Origin of the sequence: Bradyrhizobium sp. AUGA SZCCT0283 (assembly GCF_018130385.1) — a bacterium.
Lineage (GTDB): Bacteria > Pseudomonadota > Alphaproteobacteria > Rhizobiales > Xanthobacteraceae > Bradyrhizobium.
On the sequence record NZ_JAFCLU010000001.1, the window covers coordinates 643736 to 661942 of the forward strand.

Consider the following 18207-nt stretch of genomic DNA (forward strand, 5'->3'; position numbering starts at 1 on the left):
CGAAGCGTCGCCATGGCGGTGAGCAACACCGCAACCGCCTTCCCAAAAAAGCATTTCCCGGCTATCCATCCCCCGGCGGCGCGATGCGCCTTCGGGCCATCTTCCAGTCACAATGATGAGGGAACCAGTTGTCCGTGTTGCGAATACTGACATTTCTGGTTGCGATTGCGGCGTTGTGTGGGGCGGCTTCCCTCGCACAAGCACAGAGCGCTGCTTCGAAGGGCGCCAAGGAATCGGCAAAAGAAGCCGCCAAGCCTGCGCCTTCTCCAGCGGCCAAGCCCACGGCGGCCAAGCCCGCGAAGCCGGAACCGACAGCGACCGCCGCTGCCGGCGGTGCGGAGCCCACCTTGATCGGTCAGTACGGTACCTGGGGCGCCTACACGGCGACACCGAACGGCAGGAAGGTTTGTTTCGCGTTGGCGAAGCCATCGTCATCCAAAACCAATCCGCCGAATCGTCCGCGCGATCCCGCCTACGCTTTCGTCTCGACGCGTCCGGCCGAAAAAGTCGTCAACGAAGTTTCGATCATGATCGGATACGCGCTGAAGCCGGGTTCGGAATCCTCGCTCGAAGTCGGCGGCTCGTCCTATGCGATGTATACCCAGGGCGACGGGCTCTGGATCAAGAACGCCGCGGAGGAAGAGCAGATGGTCAGCGCCATGCGCAAATCCGCCGAAGTCACCGTCAAGGGAATTTCGGCCAAGGGCACCGAGACCACGGACGTCTTTTCACTGAAGGGGCTGTCCCAGGCGCTCGATCGGCTGGCGCAGGATTGCAAGCGCTAGGTGGTTTTGAGCCTAGATTGGCGTTGTTTAGAGGGCCTGGAAGGCCTATTTGATTGACTTCGTAGGGTGGGCAAAGGCGCGGAGGTGCCGTGCCCACCATTAGCGTTTGTGGTGGGCACGCTTCGCTTCACCCTACGTATCCACTCAACCGTCCTCGTGTGAATTTTAATGTCGCTTTCATCTTCCGTGGCGCCGCTTGAGAAGGTTCCGCTCGAAACCTACGTGCCGCCGGCAAAACCTTCGCTGATCGGCCTGTCGCGCACCGAGATCGCCGACGGGCTGGGCGAGATCGGCGTTGCGCCCGCGCAGCGCAAGATGCGCACGCAGCAGCTCTGGCACTGGATGTATGTCCGCGGCGCCAAGGCGTTCGACGAGATGACCAGCATTTCGAAGGAAATGCGCGCGCAGCTAGAGCAGCATTTTACCGTCGATCGCCCCGAAGTGGTGGCCGAGCAGGTTTCCAACGACGGCACCCGCAAATGGCTGCTCCGCCTGCCGAGCGGTGACGCGTTCCAGAAGGCGCACGAGGTCGAGTGCGTCTACATTCCCGAAACCGATCGCGGCACGCTGTGTGTTTCCTCGCAGGTCGGCTGCACGCTGAACTGCTCGTTCTGCCACACCGGCACACAACGGCTGGTGCGCAATCTCACCGCCGGCGAAATCGTCGGCCAGATCATGGTGGCGCGCGACCGCCTCAACGACTGGGCCGATCGCGAGACGCCGACCGGCAGCCGGCTCGTCACCAATGTCGTCATGATGGGGATGGGCGAGCCGCTCTATAATTTCGACGCGGTGCGCGATGCGCTCTTGATCGTCGCCGACAATGAAGGCATCGGCATTTCCCGCCGCCGCATCACGCTGTCGACCTCCGGCGTGGTGCCGAACATCATCCGCACCGGCGACGAGATCGGCGTCATGCTGGCGATCTCGCTGCATGCGGTGCGCGACGAACTGCGCAACGAGCTGGTGCCGCTCAACCGGAAATATCCGATTCAACAACTGTTGCAGGCCTGCCGCGACTATCCGGGCTCATCGAACGCGCGGCGCATCACCTTCGAATATGTGATGCTCAAGGGCGTCAACGATTCCATGGATGACGCCAAGCTGCTGGTAAAGCTGCTGAAGGGTATTCCGGCCAAGATCAATCTGATCCCGTTCAACCCATGGCCGGGCACGAAGTATGAGTGCTCGGACTGGGAGCAGATCGAAAAATTCTCCGAATATATCTTCAATGCCGGCTATTCCTCGCCGGTCCGCACCCCGCGCGGCCGCGACATTCTCGCCGCCTGCGGCCAGTTGAAGTCGGAGACCGAAAAGCTGTCCGCGCGCGAGCGCCAGGCGCTCCGCGCCATGGCGATGACGGATTGAGGATGGCTTCTATTTTTCACTACACGGACGCTGCCGGGTTGGTAGGCATTGTTACCTCGAAATCGCTATTCGCAACTCACTACAGATGCTTGAATGATTCCACTGAAGCCAAGGTTATCCGCAATTTGATTATGCCCATTCTCGAAAGGGAGGTGGCTAGTGTCACGCCAAAACTAATTGAGCGCGGATGGCTAAAGCCTGCATTCTACGAGGAATATGGTGCAAACGGGCACCGAATACAGGCTGAATCTATTTATCGAGCGATCACTCAAACGATCGACAATGTCAGCCCATATTTCGTGCTCTCATTTTGTAGGCATGACGAAAACACGGATCAATTTGAGCACGGGCTGCTAAGCCAATGGCGCGGCTATTCCAATGGAGGTGGAGTCGCAATTGAATTCGACGAGATGGGAATCGACGCCTTCTTGCATTCCGAGGATGCCCAATTCATTTACGGTGTTTCGAAAACCTCCGATGTTTTGTACGAAAATTTTGAATCCTTGTTCAAGCCTGAGCAGTTTGAGGGCCTTGCGGGGGCGCTGATTGCAAAGTTGTTTGGCAACCGAGATACAAGTCAGATAACGGGGCAAAAGAACATAGACGAAGCCATTCGCAACTACATCTTGGTGGCACCGTTCCTAAAGCACGCCGGTTTTCGTGAGGAGCGCGAGTACCGCATGGTGTTAGCGCCTGTCAGGAAGAGGCATGGAGACAAGGGATTTAAGGGCGAGCACAAGCCAATCAAATTTAGAATTAGAAATGGCTCTATTGTGCCTTACGTCGAAATATTTGAAACAAAGGATACAATTCTACCAATTAGATCGGTGATTGTTGGGCCGCACGCCGATCAAGAGATGTTGTTGGAAGCAGTCGAAATGATTCTCGAAAATGCTGGAATCAAGGCCGAGGTGAGAACATCTCAAATTCCATTTCGTCGTTAATTAAGCAGGCAACGAGAGGGGTATGGATCGATGGCGCTGATCGGCCGTATCTTCGTCATCCTGTTCGCCTTCCTCGCCGCCTGCTTCGTGGCAGGGATGATCGTGGTCGGCGCGGTGCTCTACCCTGAATTCAGCGATCTCGGCGACGGCCAGATCGATCAGAGCGCGTTCAATGTCCTGATCGGCTTTGGCTTCATCTTTCTCTCCGGCTTTGCGCTGCTGCCCGCGCTGATTGTGGTTTTGATCACCGAGGCCTTCTATATCCGCAGCGTGCTCGCCTATGCGGTCGGTGGCGCAATCGTCGGCGCGGCCTGCTATCTCGGTCTCATTCCGTTCGATCCAGAGACGCTGAAATTCGACGGCATCGTGCGCCGCCATCTCGAAATCATGACCGGCGCGGGCATCGTCGCCGGCCTGATCTATTGGATGATCGCGGGCCGGTCCGCCGGCGCTTGGCGCGAACCGCCTCCGCCGTTGCGGCCACCGCCGCCATTGCCCTCGCACTCGCGGCCGCAAGCGTGACGCGTTCTTGTTTCTTCTCCTCTCCACAAGGGGAGAAGGGAGATCAGCGTGAGCCTTTCCATCCCCAACCACCTCGGCTAAACCCCGCGCCATGAACCGGACCGGACTTGTTATCGCGGTGGGCATATCGCTCGTCATCGGACTGCTGTTCGGGATTTTCCCCGAACTCGACCTGAAGCTGGCGGCATTGTTCTACGATGCCACAAGCGGATCGTTTCCGCTGAAGCAGCGCGGGCTTGCCGCCTTCGCGCGCGATGGCGCGATGTGGATCGCCTGGGCGCTGGCGCTGCCGGCGCTGATTGCCATCGTGGGAAAGCTGGTGCGGCCGGACCGGCCGATGCTGGTTCCGGGACGCGCGGCGGTGTTCCTGCTGGTCACCATCCTGCTCTCCGCGGTCGTGCTGACCAACCTCACCTTCAAGAGCTACTGGGGGCGGCCGCGGCCGGTGGTGGTGACAGAGTTCAATGGCCCCTGGCAGTTCGTGCCGTGGTGGGACCCGCGCGGGGAGTGCGGGCGCAACTGCTCGTTCTTCTCCGGCGAAGGCGCCACCGCGTTCTGGACCTATGCGCCCGCGGCGCTGACGCCGCCGGCGTGGCGGCCCTTGGCCTACGTGGCGGCGACCGTGTTCGGCGTCACGACCTCGGTGCTGCGGATGGCGTTCGGCGGGCATTTCTTTACCGACGTCGCCGCCGCGGGCCTTGTCAGCTTTTTCGTGATCTGGCTGGCTTATGCCTGGATTTACCGCTGGCCATCGACCCGGCTCACGGATGGGCAAATCGAGGCCGCACTGGCGCGATGGGGCTGGCCCGGATACCGGCTGCTGCAGCGCTGGCGCGGGTCGGGGAATCCCGCGAAACAGTAGCGAGATCATTCTGCCGTCGACTTCATCGCGTCAGGCGCCATTAAACGCGTGCCCATCAGCGCGAAATTTGTTATTCGCGCCCTTAAAGCCGCAAACGGCCTTCGCCATTTCGATCGATTGGAAGCTCTATGAGTACGATTCTGAAAAGCCTGCCCAAGGGAGAAAAGGTCGGCATCGCTTTCTCGGGCGGTCTCGACACCAGCGCAGCGCTGCTCTGGATGAAGCAAAAGGGCGCGCGCGTCTTTGCCTATACCGCCAACCTCGGCCAGCCTGACGAGGCCGACTACGACGAGATTCCGCGCAAGGCGCTCGAGTTCGGCGGCGAAAAGGCCCGGCTGGTGGATTGCCGCACGCAACTGGTCCATGAAGGTATCGCCGCCATCCAGTCCGGCGCCTTCCACGTCTCTACCGGCGGCATCGCCTACTTCAACACCACGCCGCTCGGCCGCGCCGTGACCGGCACGATGCTGGTCGCGGCCATGAAGGAGGACGGCGTCAACATCTGGGGCGATGGCTCCACCTACAAGGGCAACGATATCGAGCGGTTCTACCGCTACGGCCTGCTGACCAATCCGAGGTTGCGGATCTACAAACCCTGGCTCGACCAGCTGTTCATCGACGAACTGGGCGGCCGCGCGGAAATGTCGGCGTTCATGACCGCCAATGGCTTCGCCTACAAGATGAGCGCCGAGAAGGCGTATTCGACCGACAGCAATCTCCTCGGTGCTACCCACGAGGCCAAGGATCTCGAGCATCTCGACAGTGGCATCAAGATCGTCAATCCGATCATGGGCGTGCCGTTCTGGCGCGACGACTGTGCCGTCAAGGCCGAAAAGGTCGCCATTCGTTTTGAGGAGGGCCAGCCGGTTGCGCTGAACGGCCAGACGTTCACTGACCCGGTCGCGTTGTTCCTCGAAGCCAACGCCATCGGAGGCCGGCATGGCCTTGGCATGAGCGACCAGATCGAGAACCGGATCATCGAGGCCAAGAGCCGCGGCATTTACGAAGCGCCCGGCATGGCGCTGCTGCACATCGCCTATGAACGCCTGGTCACCGGTATCCACAACGAAGACACCATCGAACAATACCGGATCAGTGGCATGCGTCTTGGCCGATTGCTCTACCAGGGAAGGTGGTTCGATTCCCAGGCCCTCATGCTGCGCGAGACCGCGCAGCGCTGGGTGGCGCGCGCCGTCACCGGCGAGGTGACGCTGGAGCTGCGCCGTGGCAACGACTATTCGATCCTGAATACCGAGAGCCCCAATCTGACCTATCAGCCGGAGCGGCTGAGCATGGAGAAGGTGGAGGATGCAGCGTTCACGCCGGCGGACCGCATCGGCCAGCTGACGATGCGCAACCTCGACATCGCCGATACCCGCGCCAAGCTGGATCTCTACGGCAAGACAGGCCTGCTATCGAGCCGGGAAGGCTCCGACATCTTCAAGCTCGGTAGCGACAAGGGCTGAACCGCGCGGGGCGCTCGCGCCCGGTCAGCGCAAGCGGCTGCGGCTCTGGTCGTTCCTGGCCGGTGTCCGACTCCTGATGTAATGGAGACGTCATTCTGCTCGGCTAGGCTAGCCGCGCAGCGCGCACGGGGGCGTTGAATTCCGCCGTCCGCGGCACCACCAACGATTGTGGGGCATGGATCATGATCAAGCCAATCACCGCAACCGCCGTTGCCGTCCTGTTGTCGGCATCGCCGATATCGGCTCAAACGATCTATCCGATCGACCGCGCCGAAATTCTTGCCGGCGCGAATTTCGATTTCAAGGTCGAGTTTCCTGATCGCGTCGACCCAGCGAAACTGAAAGTGACGGTCAACGGGACGGACTCTCCGGCCGTATTCGGCCAGAACGGGACCTTCGTCGATCGCGAAGACGAAAAGGACCATTCGTCGCTGATCCTGCGCAATGTCGCATTGTCGAAACCCGGCAGCGTCACGGTTGAGGTCAGCGACGGCACACGCAGCCGCAGCGTGGTGTGGACGGTCTATGATACCGGTCCGCGCAAGGCGAGGAACGTGATCCTGTTCATCGGCGACGGGTTGTCGCCCGCCCACCGTGTCGCCGCGCGCCTTCTCTCCAAGGGGATTGCTGAAGGCAAGAGCCGCGGCAAGCTTGCCATCGACGACATGCCGCACATGGCGCTGGTGGCCACCGCCGGCTCCGATTCCATCATCACCGATTCGGCGAATGCCGCGAGCGCCTACGCCACTGGCCACAAGACCGCCGTCAACGCGATGGGCGTCTACGCCGACCGCACCGCAAGTCCGGTCGACGATCCCAGGGTCGAAACCATCACAAGCGTGGCGAAGCGGCGGCTTGGCCTGGCGATCGGCATCGTCACCAATACCGAAATCGAGGACGCCACGCCGGCGGCGATGGTGGCGCATACCCGCCGCCGCGCCGCCTATGACGAGATCGTCGCGCAATATTTCGCTGCCAAGCCGGATGTCTTGATGGGCGGCGGCCGCGCGAATTTCCTGCCGCAGGCCGCGGCCGGTTCCAAACGCAAGGACGACGTCGATTACATCGCCCGCTTTCGCGACGCCGGCTATCAGGTGGCTATGACAAGGTCCGAGCTGGATGCGTCGGCGGCGAATTCGGACACGCGCAAATTGCTCGGGCTGTTTGCCACCGGCAACATGGATGGCGCGCTGGACCGCAAGTTCCTCAAGGGCGGCGGGGTCAAGAAGTTTCCTGATCAACCCGACCTGACCGAACAGGTGCAGGCGGCGCTGAACGTGCTATCGAGGAACGAGGCCGGCTTCTTCCTGATGGTGGAGTCCGGGATGATCGACAAATACGCGCATCTCCTCGACATGGAGCGCGCCGTCTTCGACACGATCATGCTCGACAACGCCGTTCGCCTGACGCGCGACTGGGCGCGCGCGCGGGGCGACGACACCCTGATCCTGGTGCTGGCCGACCACAATCATCCGAACAGCCTGGTCGGAACGATCAATGACGACATGAGCACGACGCCCAACGTGCCGCTGCGCGAGCGCGTCGGTGTGTATGAGAAGGCTGGATTTCCCAACTATCCGGCGCCCGACGCCGAGGGCTATCCATCACGCGTGGACGTCAGCAAGCGCCTCGCCATCTTCTCTGCCAGCCTGCCGGACCACTACGAAACCTTTCGCCCCAAGCTCGATAATCCGAATGAGCCAACCGTGAAGGGGGAGCAGCCTGATGCCTTCAAGGCCAACGAAAAGTACAAGGATGTTCCCGGCGTCGTGCTGCGGTTCGGCAATCTGCCGGCGATGATCGGCGCCAGCGTGCATTCGGGCGAGGACGTCATCCTGACCGCAACCGGGCCCGGCAGTGAGCGGGTGCACGGCTCGATGGATAATACCGAAGTCTTCCATGTCATGGCCGATGCGCTCGGGCTCGCGGCGGTGGGCCCATAGCTCCACGCCAGTTCCTTGCGCGTTCAGGGAAGCGGCGACGGCGCAAACATCAGTTTGACGCAGCTCCGAAAGATCAGGATCTGCCGTTCCAGACGGCTCGGATCGTTCAGCGTCTTGGACATGATGATGGCGCCGTCGACGATGCAGGACAGCATGTCGGCGACATCGTCGAGATCGACGGGCTCCCTCGGCGGATACACGGCCGCGATGCCATCGAGGATTTTGCGGAAGCGCGCGTTCCAGTCCCGCACCGATTGTGCGGTGAGTTCGCGCACTTCGCGATCGAACAGCCGCTCCTGATAGCAGATGCTGGCGATCAGGCAGCCGGGATGGCCGTTCGGCAGGTCGGACATCGTCTCAGCAAGCAGCTTCAGCGAGATGAGGAAAGCCTGCAGTGGGTCGTCGGATAGCTGGTGGCCGCGCGCGAAGATTTCGTCGAAGAGCTGATCGTTGGTGGCGACGTATCGGCGGAGCATTTCGTGGGCGAGCGCATTCTTGTCCTTGAAGTGGTAGAAGAAGCCGCTTTTGGTGAGCCCGGCCTCGGCAATCACTTCGTCGATCGAGGTCGCGCCAAATCCCTTCGCAAGCACGGCGGATTCCGCGATCTCCAAAATTCGCTCGCGCGTCGCCTCGCCCTTTCCCATCCGCTTCTCCAAAACTGCACTCACGGTACGGTTTCTCCACGGCCGGCAGCACGGCAGCACTGCCGCCCAATCCACAACCGTCTGATTTCGTATCACTTTGCGGCTTCTGGTTCATCCAAACCACGGGCCGCCTAGGAAGCCGCGACACTATGAGGCACCAACATCGAAAGACCCGAGCCGGGGCGGGAGAGACGTAACCGCCGGCGACCAGATCCGGAGATATTGAAATGTCCAAATACAGAGATGATCTTCCGCAGCGGCGCGGTGGCATTTTCCTGACCGATGGCGGCATGGAAACGACGCTGATTTTTCACGAAGGAATCGAACTGCCGCATTTCGCCGCCTTCGTGCTGCTCGACAGCGCCGAAGGCCGGCAGCAATTGAAGCGGTATTATGCCAACTATCTTGCGGTCGCGCGCGAGCATGGGGTCGGGTTCGTACTCGACAGCCCGACGTGGCGCGCCAATCCGGATTGGGGTGCGAAGCTTGATTACGATGCGGCCGCGCTCAAGGCGATCAATGTCCGTTCGATCGCATTCCTGGAGGAATTGCGCGCCGGCTGGGAAAAGCCCGGCGCGCCCTGCGTCATCAGCGGCGCGATCGGCCCGCGCGGCGATGGCTACAAGGCAGGCAACATGGAGGCTGCGGAAGCGGAGGCCTATCACAGGGCGCAGATCGCAGCCTTCGTGGAGGGCGGCGCCGACATGATTACGGCCTATACGCTCACCAGTATCAATGAAGCGATCGGCATCGCGCGGGCGGCGTGGGCGCAGCGGATTCCGGCGGCGATCTCGTTCACCGTGGAAACCAACGGCCGTCTGGTGAATGGAGAGACGTTGCGCGAGGCGATCGAGACCGTGGATCGCGAGACCGACGGCGCGCCCGAATACTTCCTGATCAACTGCGCCCACCCCACACATTTCGAGGGTGCATTGAAGGCGGGCGAGGCCTGGACGACGCGCATCCACGGCGTCAGGGCCAATGCGTCGACGAAGAGCCACGCTGAACTCGACGAGTCGGAAACACTTGATGCAGGAGATCCGTCCGATTTGGGACGGCGTTACCTCCGCCTCAGGGGCGCGTTTCCGAAGATGCGTATTCTCGGCGGCTGCTGCGGCACCGATCACCGGCATGCAGCAGCCATTTGCGATGCCTGCGTGCCGCCGCGGGCGCTTAGCGCCTGACGCAAAAAAAGGCCGGGATTGCTCCCGGCCATTTTCAATTGCGATGACCTGTCTTATCGGCGCGGCGGCGCGGTGCCGGGCGGGGGCGGCGGCAGCGAGGCCTGCCCGCCATTGAGCAGCGGCGTGATGTTGCGAATGGTGACGCGCCGGTTGATCGCGCTCGGCCCGTCGATCGGCTCCTTCAGATACTGCTCGCCGTAGCCTTGCGAGGTCAGGTTTTCCGCCGGCACGTTGAACTGCTGCGTCAGCAGGGTGGCCGCGGATTCCGCGCGGCGGTCCGACAGCGACAGATTGTCGACATCGTTTCCGACCGCGTCGGTGTGGCCCTCGATCAGGAACACCGCGCGCGGATTCTCCTGAATCGCCCGGTTGAGGCCGTCGGCGATCGCCTGCAGCTTCGCCGCCTGGTCGGGCGGGATTTCCCACGATCCGGTTTCGAAGTTGATGGTGTTGACGTCGATGCTCGGCATCCGCTGCCGCACCGTGGGGCTGTAGCGGATTTCGTCCAGCGAATAGCGCCGTTCGATCCGTTCCACCGGCGGCGCCATCATGGTCTCGTAGAGCACCTCCGGCGACGCCTCCTCGGAATCGACGATGTAACGGTTATAAGGAATGCGGACCACTGGCGGCGCCAGGGCAACATAGAATCCGCCGCCCCCGCGCGGATCGCGGTAGCTGTTGTCGATGATGATGATCTCGCGGCCGCGCTGGTCGCGGCGGATACGGCGCAGCAACTGGCCGTCGCGGCCAACCACGGTGATCACCTGCGTGCCGTCTGGCCGGATCACGACGGTGCGGGTCTCGCCACCGACGGTCTGGGTCTGGATGTCACGCGCGCCGTAGCGGAAACGGTCCACTTCGTTGTGACGGACATATTGCTGTCCGCCGGGATCGCGAATGATGATCCGGCCGGGCTCGGTGATGATGGTGCGGCCGCCCTGCTGGCTCTCGCGGCGCTGGCCGCGGAAGTCGTCAAGGCGTTGCGGTCCGGACGGTGGCGCACCCGGGGCAATGGCTTTGAGCCCGGCGTCAGGCAGTGGGGCTGCCGGCAGCGGCGCGGTGACCTGAGGCGCCTGGCGGAAGGCCGGCGCGACCGTCGGCGGGGCGTTCTGTGCCCGGCCGGCCGGTGGCGCGGCGTTCGGCGTGCCCGGCACGGCGGTTGGCGCCGTGGCTCCAGGAGCCGCGGGAGCAGCCGCCGGCGGCGTTGCGCCCGGAGCGGCGGGGGTGCCAGCGCTCGGCGCGGCAGGCGGCGGCGCGCCGGGTCGCCCAGGCGGTGTGGTCGGCGTGGTCGTCGGGGCGCCCGCGCTCGGAGGCGTCGTCGGTGCGCCGGGACGCGGCGGTGGCGCCGTCGTCGTGCTTCCGCCAGGTGGAGGGGCGGCCGCCGGCGGCGCTGTCGGAGCCGGCGTGGTGGCAGGAGCCGGCAGCTGCTTGGCGCCAGACGGCGGTGGCGGCGGCGGTACGGGCGATGGCGTCGCCTTCTGAGATGAAGGCGGCGGCGGTGGCGGTGGCGGGGTAGGTGCAGCCGGTTGCTTCGGTGCCGCGGGCGCTGCCGCCGGCGGAGGGGGCGGAGGCGGCGTCGGGCGCGAAGGTGCGGCCGCCGGGGGTGGCGGAGGCGGAGTCGGGGCCTTCGGCGCGGCTGCCGGGGGCGGCGGAGGTGGCGTCGGGCGCGGTGGTGCGGCCGCGGGAGGCGGGGGCGGTGGAGTCGGACGCGGTGGCGGGGCCGCAGCAGGCGGGGGCGGCGGCGGAGCCGGACGTGGTGGCGGCGCAGCTGCCGGTGGCGGCGGAGGGGCTGCCGGACGCGGAGGTGCGGCGGCCGGGGGCGGCGGAGGCGCGGGCGCCTTTGGCGCGGCAGCCGGCGGGGCACCCTTCGGCGCCTCCTTCTTGGCGCCTGGGGGGCCGCCCTCATCCCTGGCTTGCGCCACGACAATCGGTGCGGTCTGTGCGTGCGATGCGGAGGTCGCGAACTGCGTCGCCGTCAAGGCAGTCGTGGCGAGCAGCAGGATGCGAAGGTTTGTCATGATGTCCTTGGTCCCCGGAAGTAGGCCTGACAGCAACGGAATGGCCTGCACTGGCATGTCAGTTGGTCGATTGAACGGCTAATCATTAGGCCGGATTGTGGCGGCCGACAAATGGTCGGATGCTTTTTATTTCATCGGCGCAATGGGTTGCATGCATCATTATTCATTGCGCGTTCAGGCGAGATAATCATCCGGCACCCGGATCGGTGGCGGGATTGGGGGTGCGGGGCCCGTTAGGCCCGCGTATCGGTAACTCCTCCGGCATCTCGCCCGGTAACTCCTGCGGTTGTGGTGGCTGATCCGGCTCACGGAATGGTGGTGGCACTTCCGGGCGAGGATTACCCGGAGGGCTCTCCTGCGGCGGCTCAGTCGGTTGTCCCGGTGTCGCCGGCGGTATCCCCGGCGGTTCAATCGGCATCACGTCTCCTGAAGTTTCAACTCCAGGAACAACAACGGCGAGGCGGGCGCGAAGTTCCCGCGCGCCTCGCCGATGGAACCGACCAGAGCGTTTCCCAGCGATGTGGGGACCGGTTCGCGGCAAGGAAACGCGTCAAATCAAAAATCTAGAGCCCCCTCCCGATGGAATCGGAACGGGGCTCTAGGCCGGCGCGTGGCAGACGGCTTCGATATTGTGGCCGTCGGGATCGAGCACGAAGGCGCCGTAATAGTTCGGGTGGTAGTGCGCGCGAATTCCCGGTGCGCCGTTGTCGCGCCCGCCGGCGGCCATGGCTGCCTGGTAGAAAGCGTCTACCGTGGCGCGGTCCTTCGCCACGATCGCGACATGCAGCGGCTTGGCCAATCCGCCTTCGCCGCCGATCCAGAAATCGGGCTTTCCATTGGCGCCGAAACCTGCGGCGGGATCGTGGCCTGTCTGCTCCTGCGTGACTTCCATCACGAGGGTGTAGTCGAGCGGCGCCAGGGCCTTCAGATAGAAGGCCTTGGAGCGCTTATAATCGGAAACCGGAAATCCGATGTGGTCGATCATCAAGCTCTCCTGCGGTTTGAGGAATAGGAAAATTCAGCCTCGCGCCAGCAGCGTGTTGCTGCGGGTCCTGCCCGTCTCGATATAGCCCCGCGCGCGCATGTCGGCGATGCAGTCGTCCAGCCACTCGTCCTTCGACAGATGCTCGATCACGATCGCACGGGGCCACAATGCCTGCGGTGCGTCGGCGAAGAAGCCGGTCAGCACGCGATCCTCAAAACCCTCGACGTCGATCTTGAGCGCGTCGACATGCGAGACACCGGCCTCTTCGAGGATGCGCTGCAGCCGCAGCGACGGCACCTTGATCGCCTTGCCTGAGGCCTCGCCCGACACGACGTGGCTGGCGCCGAGATTGTCGCCGTCGGTTTCGATCAGCAATTCGCCATCGGCAGGGCCGGCGGCGGCCGCGACCAGCCGCACCTGGGTGGTGCCGGAGGCTGAGTTGTTGAAGGCCAGCCGCGCATGGGTGACCGGATGCGGCTCGATTGCGATCACCTTGCCGCCGGTGCCGACATGCCGCGCCAGCGCCAGTGCGTAGGTGCCGACATTGGCGCCGACATCGACGAAGACCCCGCCCGCGGGAACATGCGCGCGCAAGAAATCCAGCTCCTCGATGTTATAGGCGGGATTGAACAGCGCGCCGCGCTCGGTGGCGCTGGCCTGATGGTAGAAGCGGAACGCGGCGCCCTGGTATGGCACGTCGACGGGACCTGCGCGCAGCAGATTCACCAGCCGCGACAGCATCGGCCGGAACGCGCCCCGCTTCAGCCGCGTGCGGTGGGCCAGTGAAATGATCACGGCCTGTGCGGCATTCGGGGCGAATGCGCCGAACGGCGCGGGCGAAGGATCGTTGTCGGGCGTCAAACCAAAGTCCTCGGTGAAGCGGCGCATCCATAGCCGGTTTTGCGGCCGTGAAACAGGCTCGATTGTTGTGCGGGTTTGACCGGCCCGTCGTGCCACGAATGGGGTGTGTTCAGTACGCCGCGGCCTATCCATGTCATTGCGAGCGCAGCGAAGCAATCCACAGCGCGGCAAGTGGAGAGATGGATTGCTTCGCTGTGCTCGCAATGACGGATGGAGAGATCGTGCACGCCACTGAGGGGAGAACGGGAAGAAACTACGCCGCCTTTTTCGTGGCCTTGCGATGGCGCAGGAATCGTCCGAGCAGGCGTCGCCTGTCCTTCCGCGGGATCAGCGCGACGTCGCTGACCAGTTTGGCGCCGCCCTTGCGCCGCTCCAGCACGATCTTGCGGCTGTGAAACGCCTCCAGTTCGACGCGGTGGGCGACGCTGACGATGGTGGCCTTCGGGAGCTCCCGGATGACGATCTCCATCATCCTGTCCTGGCTCTTTTCGTCGAGCGCCGATGTCGCCTCATCGAGCACCACGATGTCGGGGTTGTGCAGCAGGAGGCGCGCAAATGCCAGCCGCTGCTTTTCGCCGCCGGACAGCGTCTGGTCCCACGGTCCCTCCTCCTCGATCTTCTCCTTGAGGTGGTCGAGGCCGACCTTGTGCAGGGCTTCGCAGATCTGCTCGGCCAGCCAGTCGTCGGCCGCGCCGGGATAGGCGATCGCGCGCCGCAGCGTGCCGGACGGAATGTAGGGTTTTTGCGGCAGCATGAAGAGCCGGCGGTCGGGGTGGAAGTTGACGCTGCCGCCGCCCCATGGCCACAACCCTGCCAGCGCACGGACCAGCGTGCTCTTGCCGGTGCCGGATTCGCCGGCCACCAGCAACCGCTCGCCGGGTTCGATGACGACTTCGGTTTCTCCGACGACGGCGGTGCCGTCATCGAGGGTGACCGAGAGATCGTTGAGGCTCAGCATGGCGTCGCCCTCGGTCTCGCCGCGCTTGATGCGGCCGATGCCGTCACCCTGCTCGGCGCGCTCGAGGCCATCGAGCGACATCATCAGCGAAGCGATGCGTCGCGCACAGGCGTTCCAGTCGGCGAGCCGCGGATAATTGTCGACCAGCCAGCCGAACGCGGTCTGCACGATGGTGAAGGCGGAGGCCGCCTGCATCACCTGTCCGAGCGTCATGCTGCCGTCGAGAAATTTGGGTGCGCACAGCAGCAGTGGAACCACAGGCGCGATCAGGCTCGATCCCTGCGATACCAGCGTGGTGCGCATGTGCTGGCCGGCGAGCCGCGCCCATTGCCGCAGAACTTTTGTAAAGGTCTTGTCGATGCCGTCGCGCTCTTCTTTCTCGCCGCCGAGCAGTGCGATGCTCTCGCCGTTCTCGCGCACGCGCGTCAGCGCATAGCGATACTCGGCCTCGGCCTGGTTCTTGTCCTCGGACACCTGCACGAAGCTCCGTCCGATCGTCATGATCGAGCCCGAGGCGATCGCGGCGTAAACGATCGCGGCGATCACGAGGAAGCCGGGGATGGTGATCGTCGACCCCGCGAGCGTCACCGTCAGCGCGCCGCCGATGGTCCAGAGCACGACGATGAAGGTCGCGGCCGACAGGAACGCCGATGTGACGCCCGCGACGAAATCCACCGGCGAGTCGGTCGCGATCCTCAAATCCTCGGCAATGCGATACTCCGGGTTCTGGTGATCGCCGCCGACGAGGTTGAGCTGATAGTAACGGCCGCTGGCCAGCCAGCGCGATATCACCGCATGCGTCAGCCAGGCGCGCCAGCGGCGCTGGATGCCCATGCGGGTGAACACCTGCGCCACGCCGAGCAGCACGCTGCTGATCGCCAGCGGAAAAAACACCGCGGCAAGGTAATACACGGTGGCGGAATCGCGCTTCTCGATGGCGTCGAAGATCGCGCGATTCCAGACATTGATGCCGTATTGAAAGCCAACATTGGCGACGATCAGGAGCAATAGCCCGATCGTGAACAGCCACGCCAGCCGGTCGCCGCTTCTGCCCCAATAGCCGCGCGCGCTGATCCAAAACCGCGTGAGCAGATAATCCTTGCGGGCCTGCTCGGCCTCCTCAGGTGATAATTCCGGATCCGGTTCGACGACGTCCGGCGGTGGCGGTTCGACGTGATCGCCGCCTTCTGCGGTGACTTCAGCGAATTCTGATTTCTTTTCGGACTCAGAGGATTTCTTCGCGTCGGATTTTTTAGCGGGCGGTTTGAGCTTTGCATCTGTCTTGGCCATGGCCCGATAACGCAGGGAAAAATCAAATGGTTCCTTGTGGTTCTGTCGGCTCGCATCCTCGCAGTGATGGGGAAGTGGCGGGGTCACATCACTTCGTTGGCGCGCCTCACCTTGCGCAAGCGGCCAACCCGGTGCAGCAGCCGGGAGAGCTGCTCGATCGAGTAGGGCTTTTGCAGCAGCTCGAAGCCGTAGCTGCCGTGTTCCGACAGTATGTGGCTGTAGCCGCTGGTCAGCACGACCGGCAGATCGGCATGGCGGCGGCGGATTTCCTGGGCCAGTTCGATGCCGGTCATCCCGGGCATCACGACGTCCGTGAACACGGCGTCGAAGCGGTCAGCGCCATCAGCCAGTTCTTCGAGCGCATGCGCGGCGTTGCCGACGAGCTTGGTGGCGTAGCCGAGTTCGGCCAGCGCGTCGGTGGTGAATCGTCCGACCTCGGCATTGTCTTCGACCACCAGCACCGACATCCCGCTGCCGTCGATCGCCGGGGCATCCGCCGGCAGCTGTCGCGATTTCCCGCTGCCGGCAGTGCGCGGCAGATACAGCGTGAAAATGCTGCCCTTGCCGACTTCGCTGGCGACCGCCACTTCGCCGCCGGATTGCCTGGCGAAGCCGAATACCTGCGACAGGCCGAGCCCGGTGCCATGGCCGGCCTGCTTGGTCGTGAAGAAGGGTTCGAAGATGCGTTCGAACTGGTCCGGCGGAATGCCGCTGCCGGTGTCGGCGACGGATACGGCAACATAGCCATATGGATTTTGCGACAACGGCGCGGCGTTGGGCAGACTGGCCGCCATCCCCACTGCAATCGTCAGCCGTCCGCGGCCCTCCATGGCGTCCCGCGCGTTCACGGCCATGTTGATGATGGCAGTTTCGAACTGGCCGGCGTCGGCGTTAACGAAGCACGGCTCTTCCGGGCCGAGGATGACGATCTCGATGCGCGAACCGATCAGGGTGCCGATCATTTCGCTCAGCGTCTGCACGCTTCGCCCGACCTCGAATACCTCCGGCTTCAACGTCTGCCGCCGCGCGAAGGCCAGCAACTGCCCGGTCAGCTTGGCGGCGCGGGTCACCGTATCCGAAATCGCCTCGATATAGCGCAGCCGCCGCGGCTCCGGCAGGTCGGGCCGCCGCAAGAGGTCCACGGAAGCGCGGATCACCGTGAGCAGGTTGTTGAAGTCATGCGCGACGCCACCGGTGAGTTGGCCCAGCGCCTCCAGCCGCTGGCCGTGCTTCAGCGCCTCCTCCGCCGCCTGCCGCTTCTCGGCTTCGAAATAAAGATGACGCGTCCGGCGCAAGGCCAGCCCGAGCAGGGCGAACAGCAGCGCGGTGGCCGGCGCGCCGAAGATCAAATGCTGGCCCATGGTCGACAGCCAGCGCGCCCGGATCGCCGAGGTCTCGAGGCCGGCGCCGACATAGAGCGGGTATTCCGCGAGCCGCCGGTACCCGAGGCGGCGTTCGATGCCGTCGGTCGGCGATGTCACGGTGATGAGGCCGGTCGTCGGATTGGCGGCGATTATTTTCCCGATCGGCCCATTGCGGTCGAGACGGATGTCGCGGCCGATGGGGGGGAAACGCGCCAGCACGGTGCCGTCCGTCCGGCCGAGCGCGAAATAGCTGCCGGGCTCGCGGCCGATCCGGGCGTAGTAATTCTCGAAATATTCCGGAAATACGGACGCCTGCAGCACTCCGGCGAAGCTGCCGTCCTCGCTCGGGCGCCGTCGGCTGACGCCGAAGAACTCAGCGCCCTGATAGGGCGGCCGCGGCTTCAGCGCTTCACCGATATAGGTTCCGATATCGCTGGCCGCGTGGGACTTGAAATAGTCCCGGTCGGAAAAATCGATCTCCGGCGCCGGGACGACGAGGCTGTTGACGAGCGCGTGGCCCCTGGCGTCGAAGATCCAGGCGGATTTCACCTGCGGCAGGGACGCGACCAGTTGTTTCAGCCGCAGATGCAGCAATTGCTCGCGGGCAACGATGTCGGCATCGGGAACGTCGCGGATGATCTCGGCGATCTCCGACAGGCTGCGGTCGATGGTCTCGAAGACTTTCAGCGCATGTTCATGCGCGACATCCAGCGCGCGTTCGATCTCACGGTCGGCCGTTTCGCGGGTCGAGACCGAGGAGACGGCGGATGCAAATGCAAACAGGGCCAACGGAAGGGCCAGCGAAGCGACCATCATCCATTGCAGCAGTCTCAGCGAATTACGTTGCGCGGTCTGCACGTTCGCTCCGGCTCCACGCCGAGCTTAACGCAATCTTCGACTGGGAACAAAGTCCCGTCGATGGAGCCGCGATGGCTTGCCGCGGCCATCTTGGCACGCTCTGATTTGCTTCAAATTGCAAATGCCCGGGGGAGGGCATCGATGCGCTCGTTGAG

General features: G+C 63.7%; 15 protein-coding genes. 8 read left to right on the top strand and 7 right to left on the bottom strand.

Features of this window, described 5'->3' with window-relative positions:
* The first annotated feature begins 128 nt into the window (after positions 1-128).
* From JQ624_RS03085 to JQ624_RS03115, 7 genes are all read left to right on the top strand, one after another.
* On the top strand, positions 129-785 hold the full coding sequence (locus JQ624_RS03085) for an invasion associated locus B family protein (protein ID WP_212417337.1): 657 nt from the start codon (positions 129-131) through the stop codon (positions 783-785).
* A 168-nt stretch (positions 786-953) separates the two neighbouring features.
* On the top strand, positions 954-2153 hold the full coding sequence (gene rlmN, locus JQ624_RS03090) for a 23S rRNA (adenine(2503)-C(2))-methyltransferase RlmN (RefSeq protein WP_212417338.1): 1200 nt from the start codon (positions 954-956) through the stop codon (positions 2151-2153).
* A 2-nt stretch (positions 2154-2155) separates the two neighbouring features.
* On the top strand, positions 2156-3097 hold the full coding sequence (locus JQ624_RS03095; RefSeq protein WP_212417339.1) for a DUF2971 domain-containing protein: 942 nt from the start codon (positions 2156-2158) through the stop codon (positions 3095-3097).
* A 30-nt stretch (positions 3098-3127) separates the two neighbouring features.
* A complete protein-coding gene (locus JQ624_RS03100) occupies positions 3128-3619 on the top strand; it encodes a hypothetical protein (protein ID WP_212417340.1) in 492 nt (163 codons plus the stop codon).
* Positions 3620-3710: 91 nt separating this feature from the next.
* The gene (locus JQ624_RS03105) at positions 3711-4481 is read left to right on the top strand and encodes a phosphatase PAP2 family protein (RefSeq protein ID WP_212417341.1); all 771 of its coding nucleotides are present in this window, start codon (positions 3711-3713) and stop codon (positions 4479-4481) included.
* Between the two features lie 128 nt (positions 4482-4609).
* Positions 4610-5947 carry an argininosuccinate synthase gene (argG, locus tag JQ624_RS03110; protein WP_212417342.1) on the top strand — a complete coding sequence of 446 codons (1338 nt, stop codon included), beginning with the start codon at positions 4610-4612 and terminating at the stop codon, positions 5945-5947.
* Between the two features lie 182 nt (positions 5948-6129).
* Positions 6130-7890, top strand: coding sequence for an alkaline phosphatase (locus JQ624_RS03115; RefSeq protein WP_212417343.1), 1761 nt, complete (start codon positions 6130-6132; stop codon positions 7888-7890).
* A 23-nt stretch (positions 7891-7913) separates the two neighbouring features.
* On the opposite strand, the gene JQ624_RS03120 is transcribed toward JQ624_RS03115, so the two are convergent.
* Positions 7914-8534: a TetR/AcrR family transcriptional regulator gene (locus JQ624_RS03120; protein WP_212417459.1), complete on the bottom strand. Its 621-nt coding sequence runs from the start codon at positions 8532-8534 to the stop codon at positions 7914-7916.
* A gap of 227 nt (positions 8535-8761) precedes the next feature.
* On the opposite strand from JQ624_RS03120, the gene JQ624_RS03125 reads away from it, so the two are divergent.
* The gene (locus JQ624_RS03125; protein ID WP_212417344.1) at positions 8762-9718 is read left to right on the top strand and encodes a homocysteine S-methyltransferase family protein; all 957 of its coding nucleotides are present in this window, start codon (positions 8762-8764) and stop codon (positions 9716-9718) included.
* A 53-nt stretch (positions 9719-9771) separates the two neighbouring features.
* Here the strand turns inward: JQ624_RS03125 and JQ624_RS03130 are convergent, their stop codons facing one another.
* The 6 genes from JQ624_RS03130 to JQ624_RS03150 form a co-directional block, all read right to left on the bottom strand.
* On the bottom strand, positions 9772-11736 hold the full coding sequence (locus JQ624_RS03130; protein WP_212417345.1) for an OmpA family protein: 1965 nt from the start codon (positions 11734-11736) through the stop codon (positions 9772-9774).
* Between the two features lie 187 nt (positions 11737-11923).
* A complete protein-coding gene (locus tag JQ624_RS38355) occupies positions 11924-12154 on the bottom strand; it encodes a hypothetical protein (RefSeq protein ID WP_249129257.1) in 231 nt (76 codons plus the stop codon).
* A 180-nt stretch (positions 12155-12334) separates the two neighbouring features.
* Positions 12335-12721: a VOC family protein gene (locus tag JQ624_RS03135; protein WP_212417346.1), complete on the bottom strand. Its 387-nt coding sequence runs from the start codon at positions 12719-12721 to the stop codon at positions 12335-12337.
* Between the two features lie 33 nt (positions 12722-12754).
* Complete coding sequence (locus JQ624_RS03140; protein WP_212417460.1) at positions 12755-13582, bottom strand: FkbM family methyltransferase; 828 nt, start codon at positions 13580-13582, stop codon at positions 12755-12757.
* A 253-nt stretch (positions 13583-13835) separates the two neighbouring features.
* The gene (locus JQ624_RS03145) at positions 13836-15830 is read right to left on the bottom strand and encodes an ABC transporter ATP-binding protein/permease (RefSeq protein ID WP_212417347.1); all 1995 of its coding nucleotides are present in this window, start codon (positions 15828-15830) and stop codon (positions 13836-13838) included.
* Between the two features lie 83 nt (positions 15831-15913).
* Complete coding sequence (locus JQ624_RS03150; RefSeq protein ID WP_212417348.1) at positions 15914-18052, bottom strand: hybrid sensor histidine kinase/response regulator; 2139 nt, start codon at positions 18050-18052, stop codon at positions 15914-15916.
* Positions 18053-18207 lie beyond the last annotated feature (155 nt).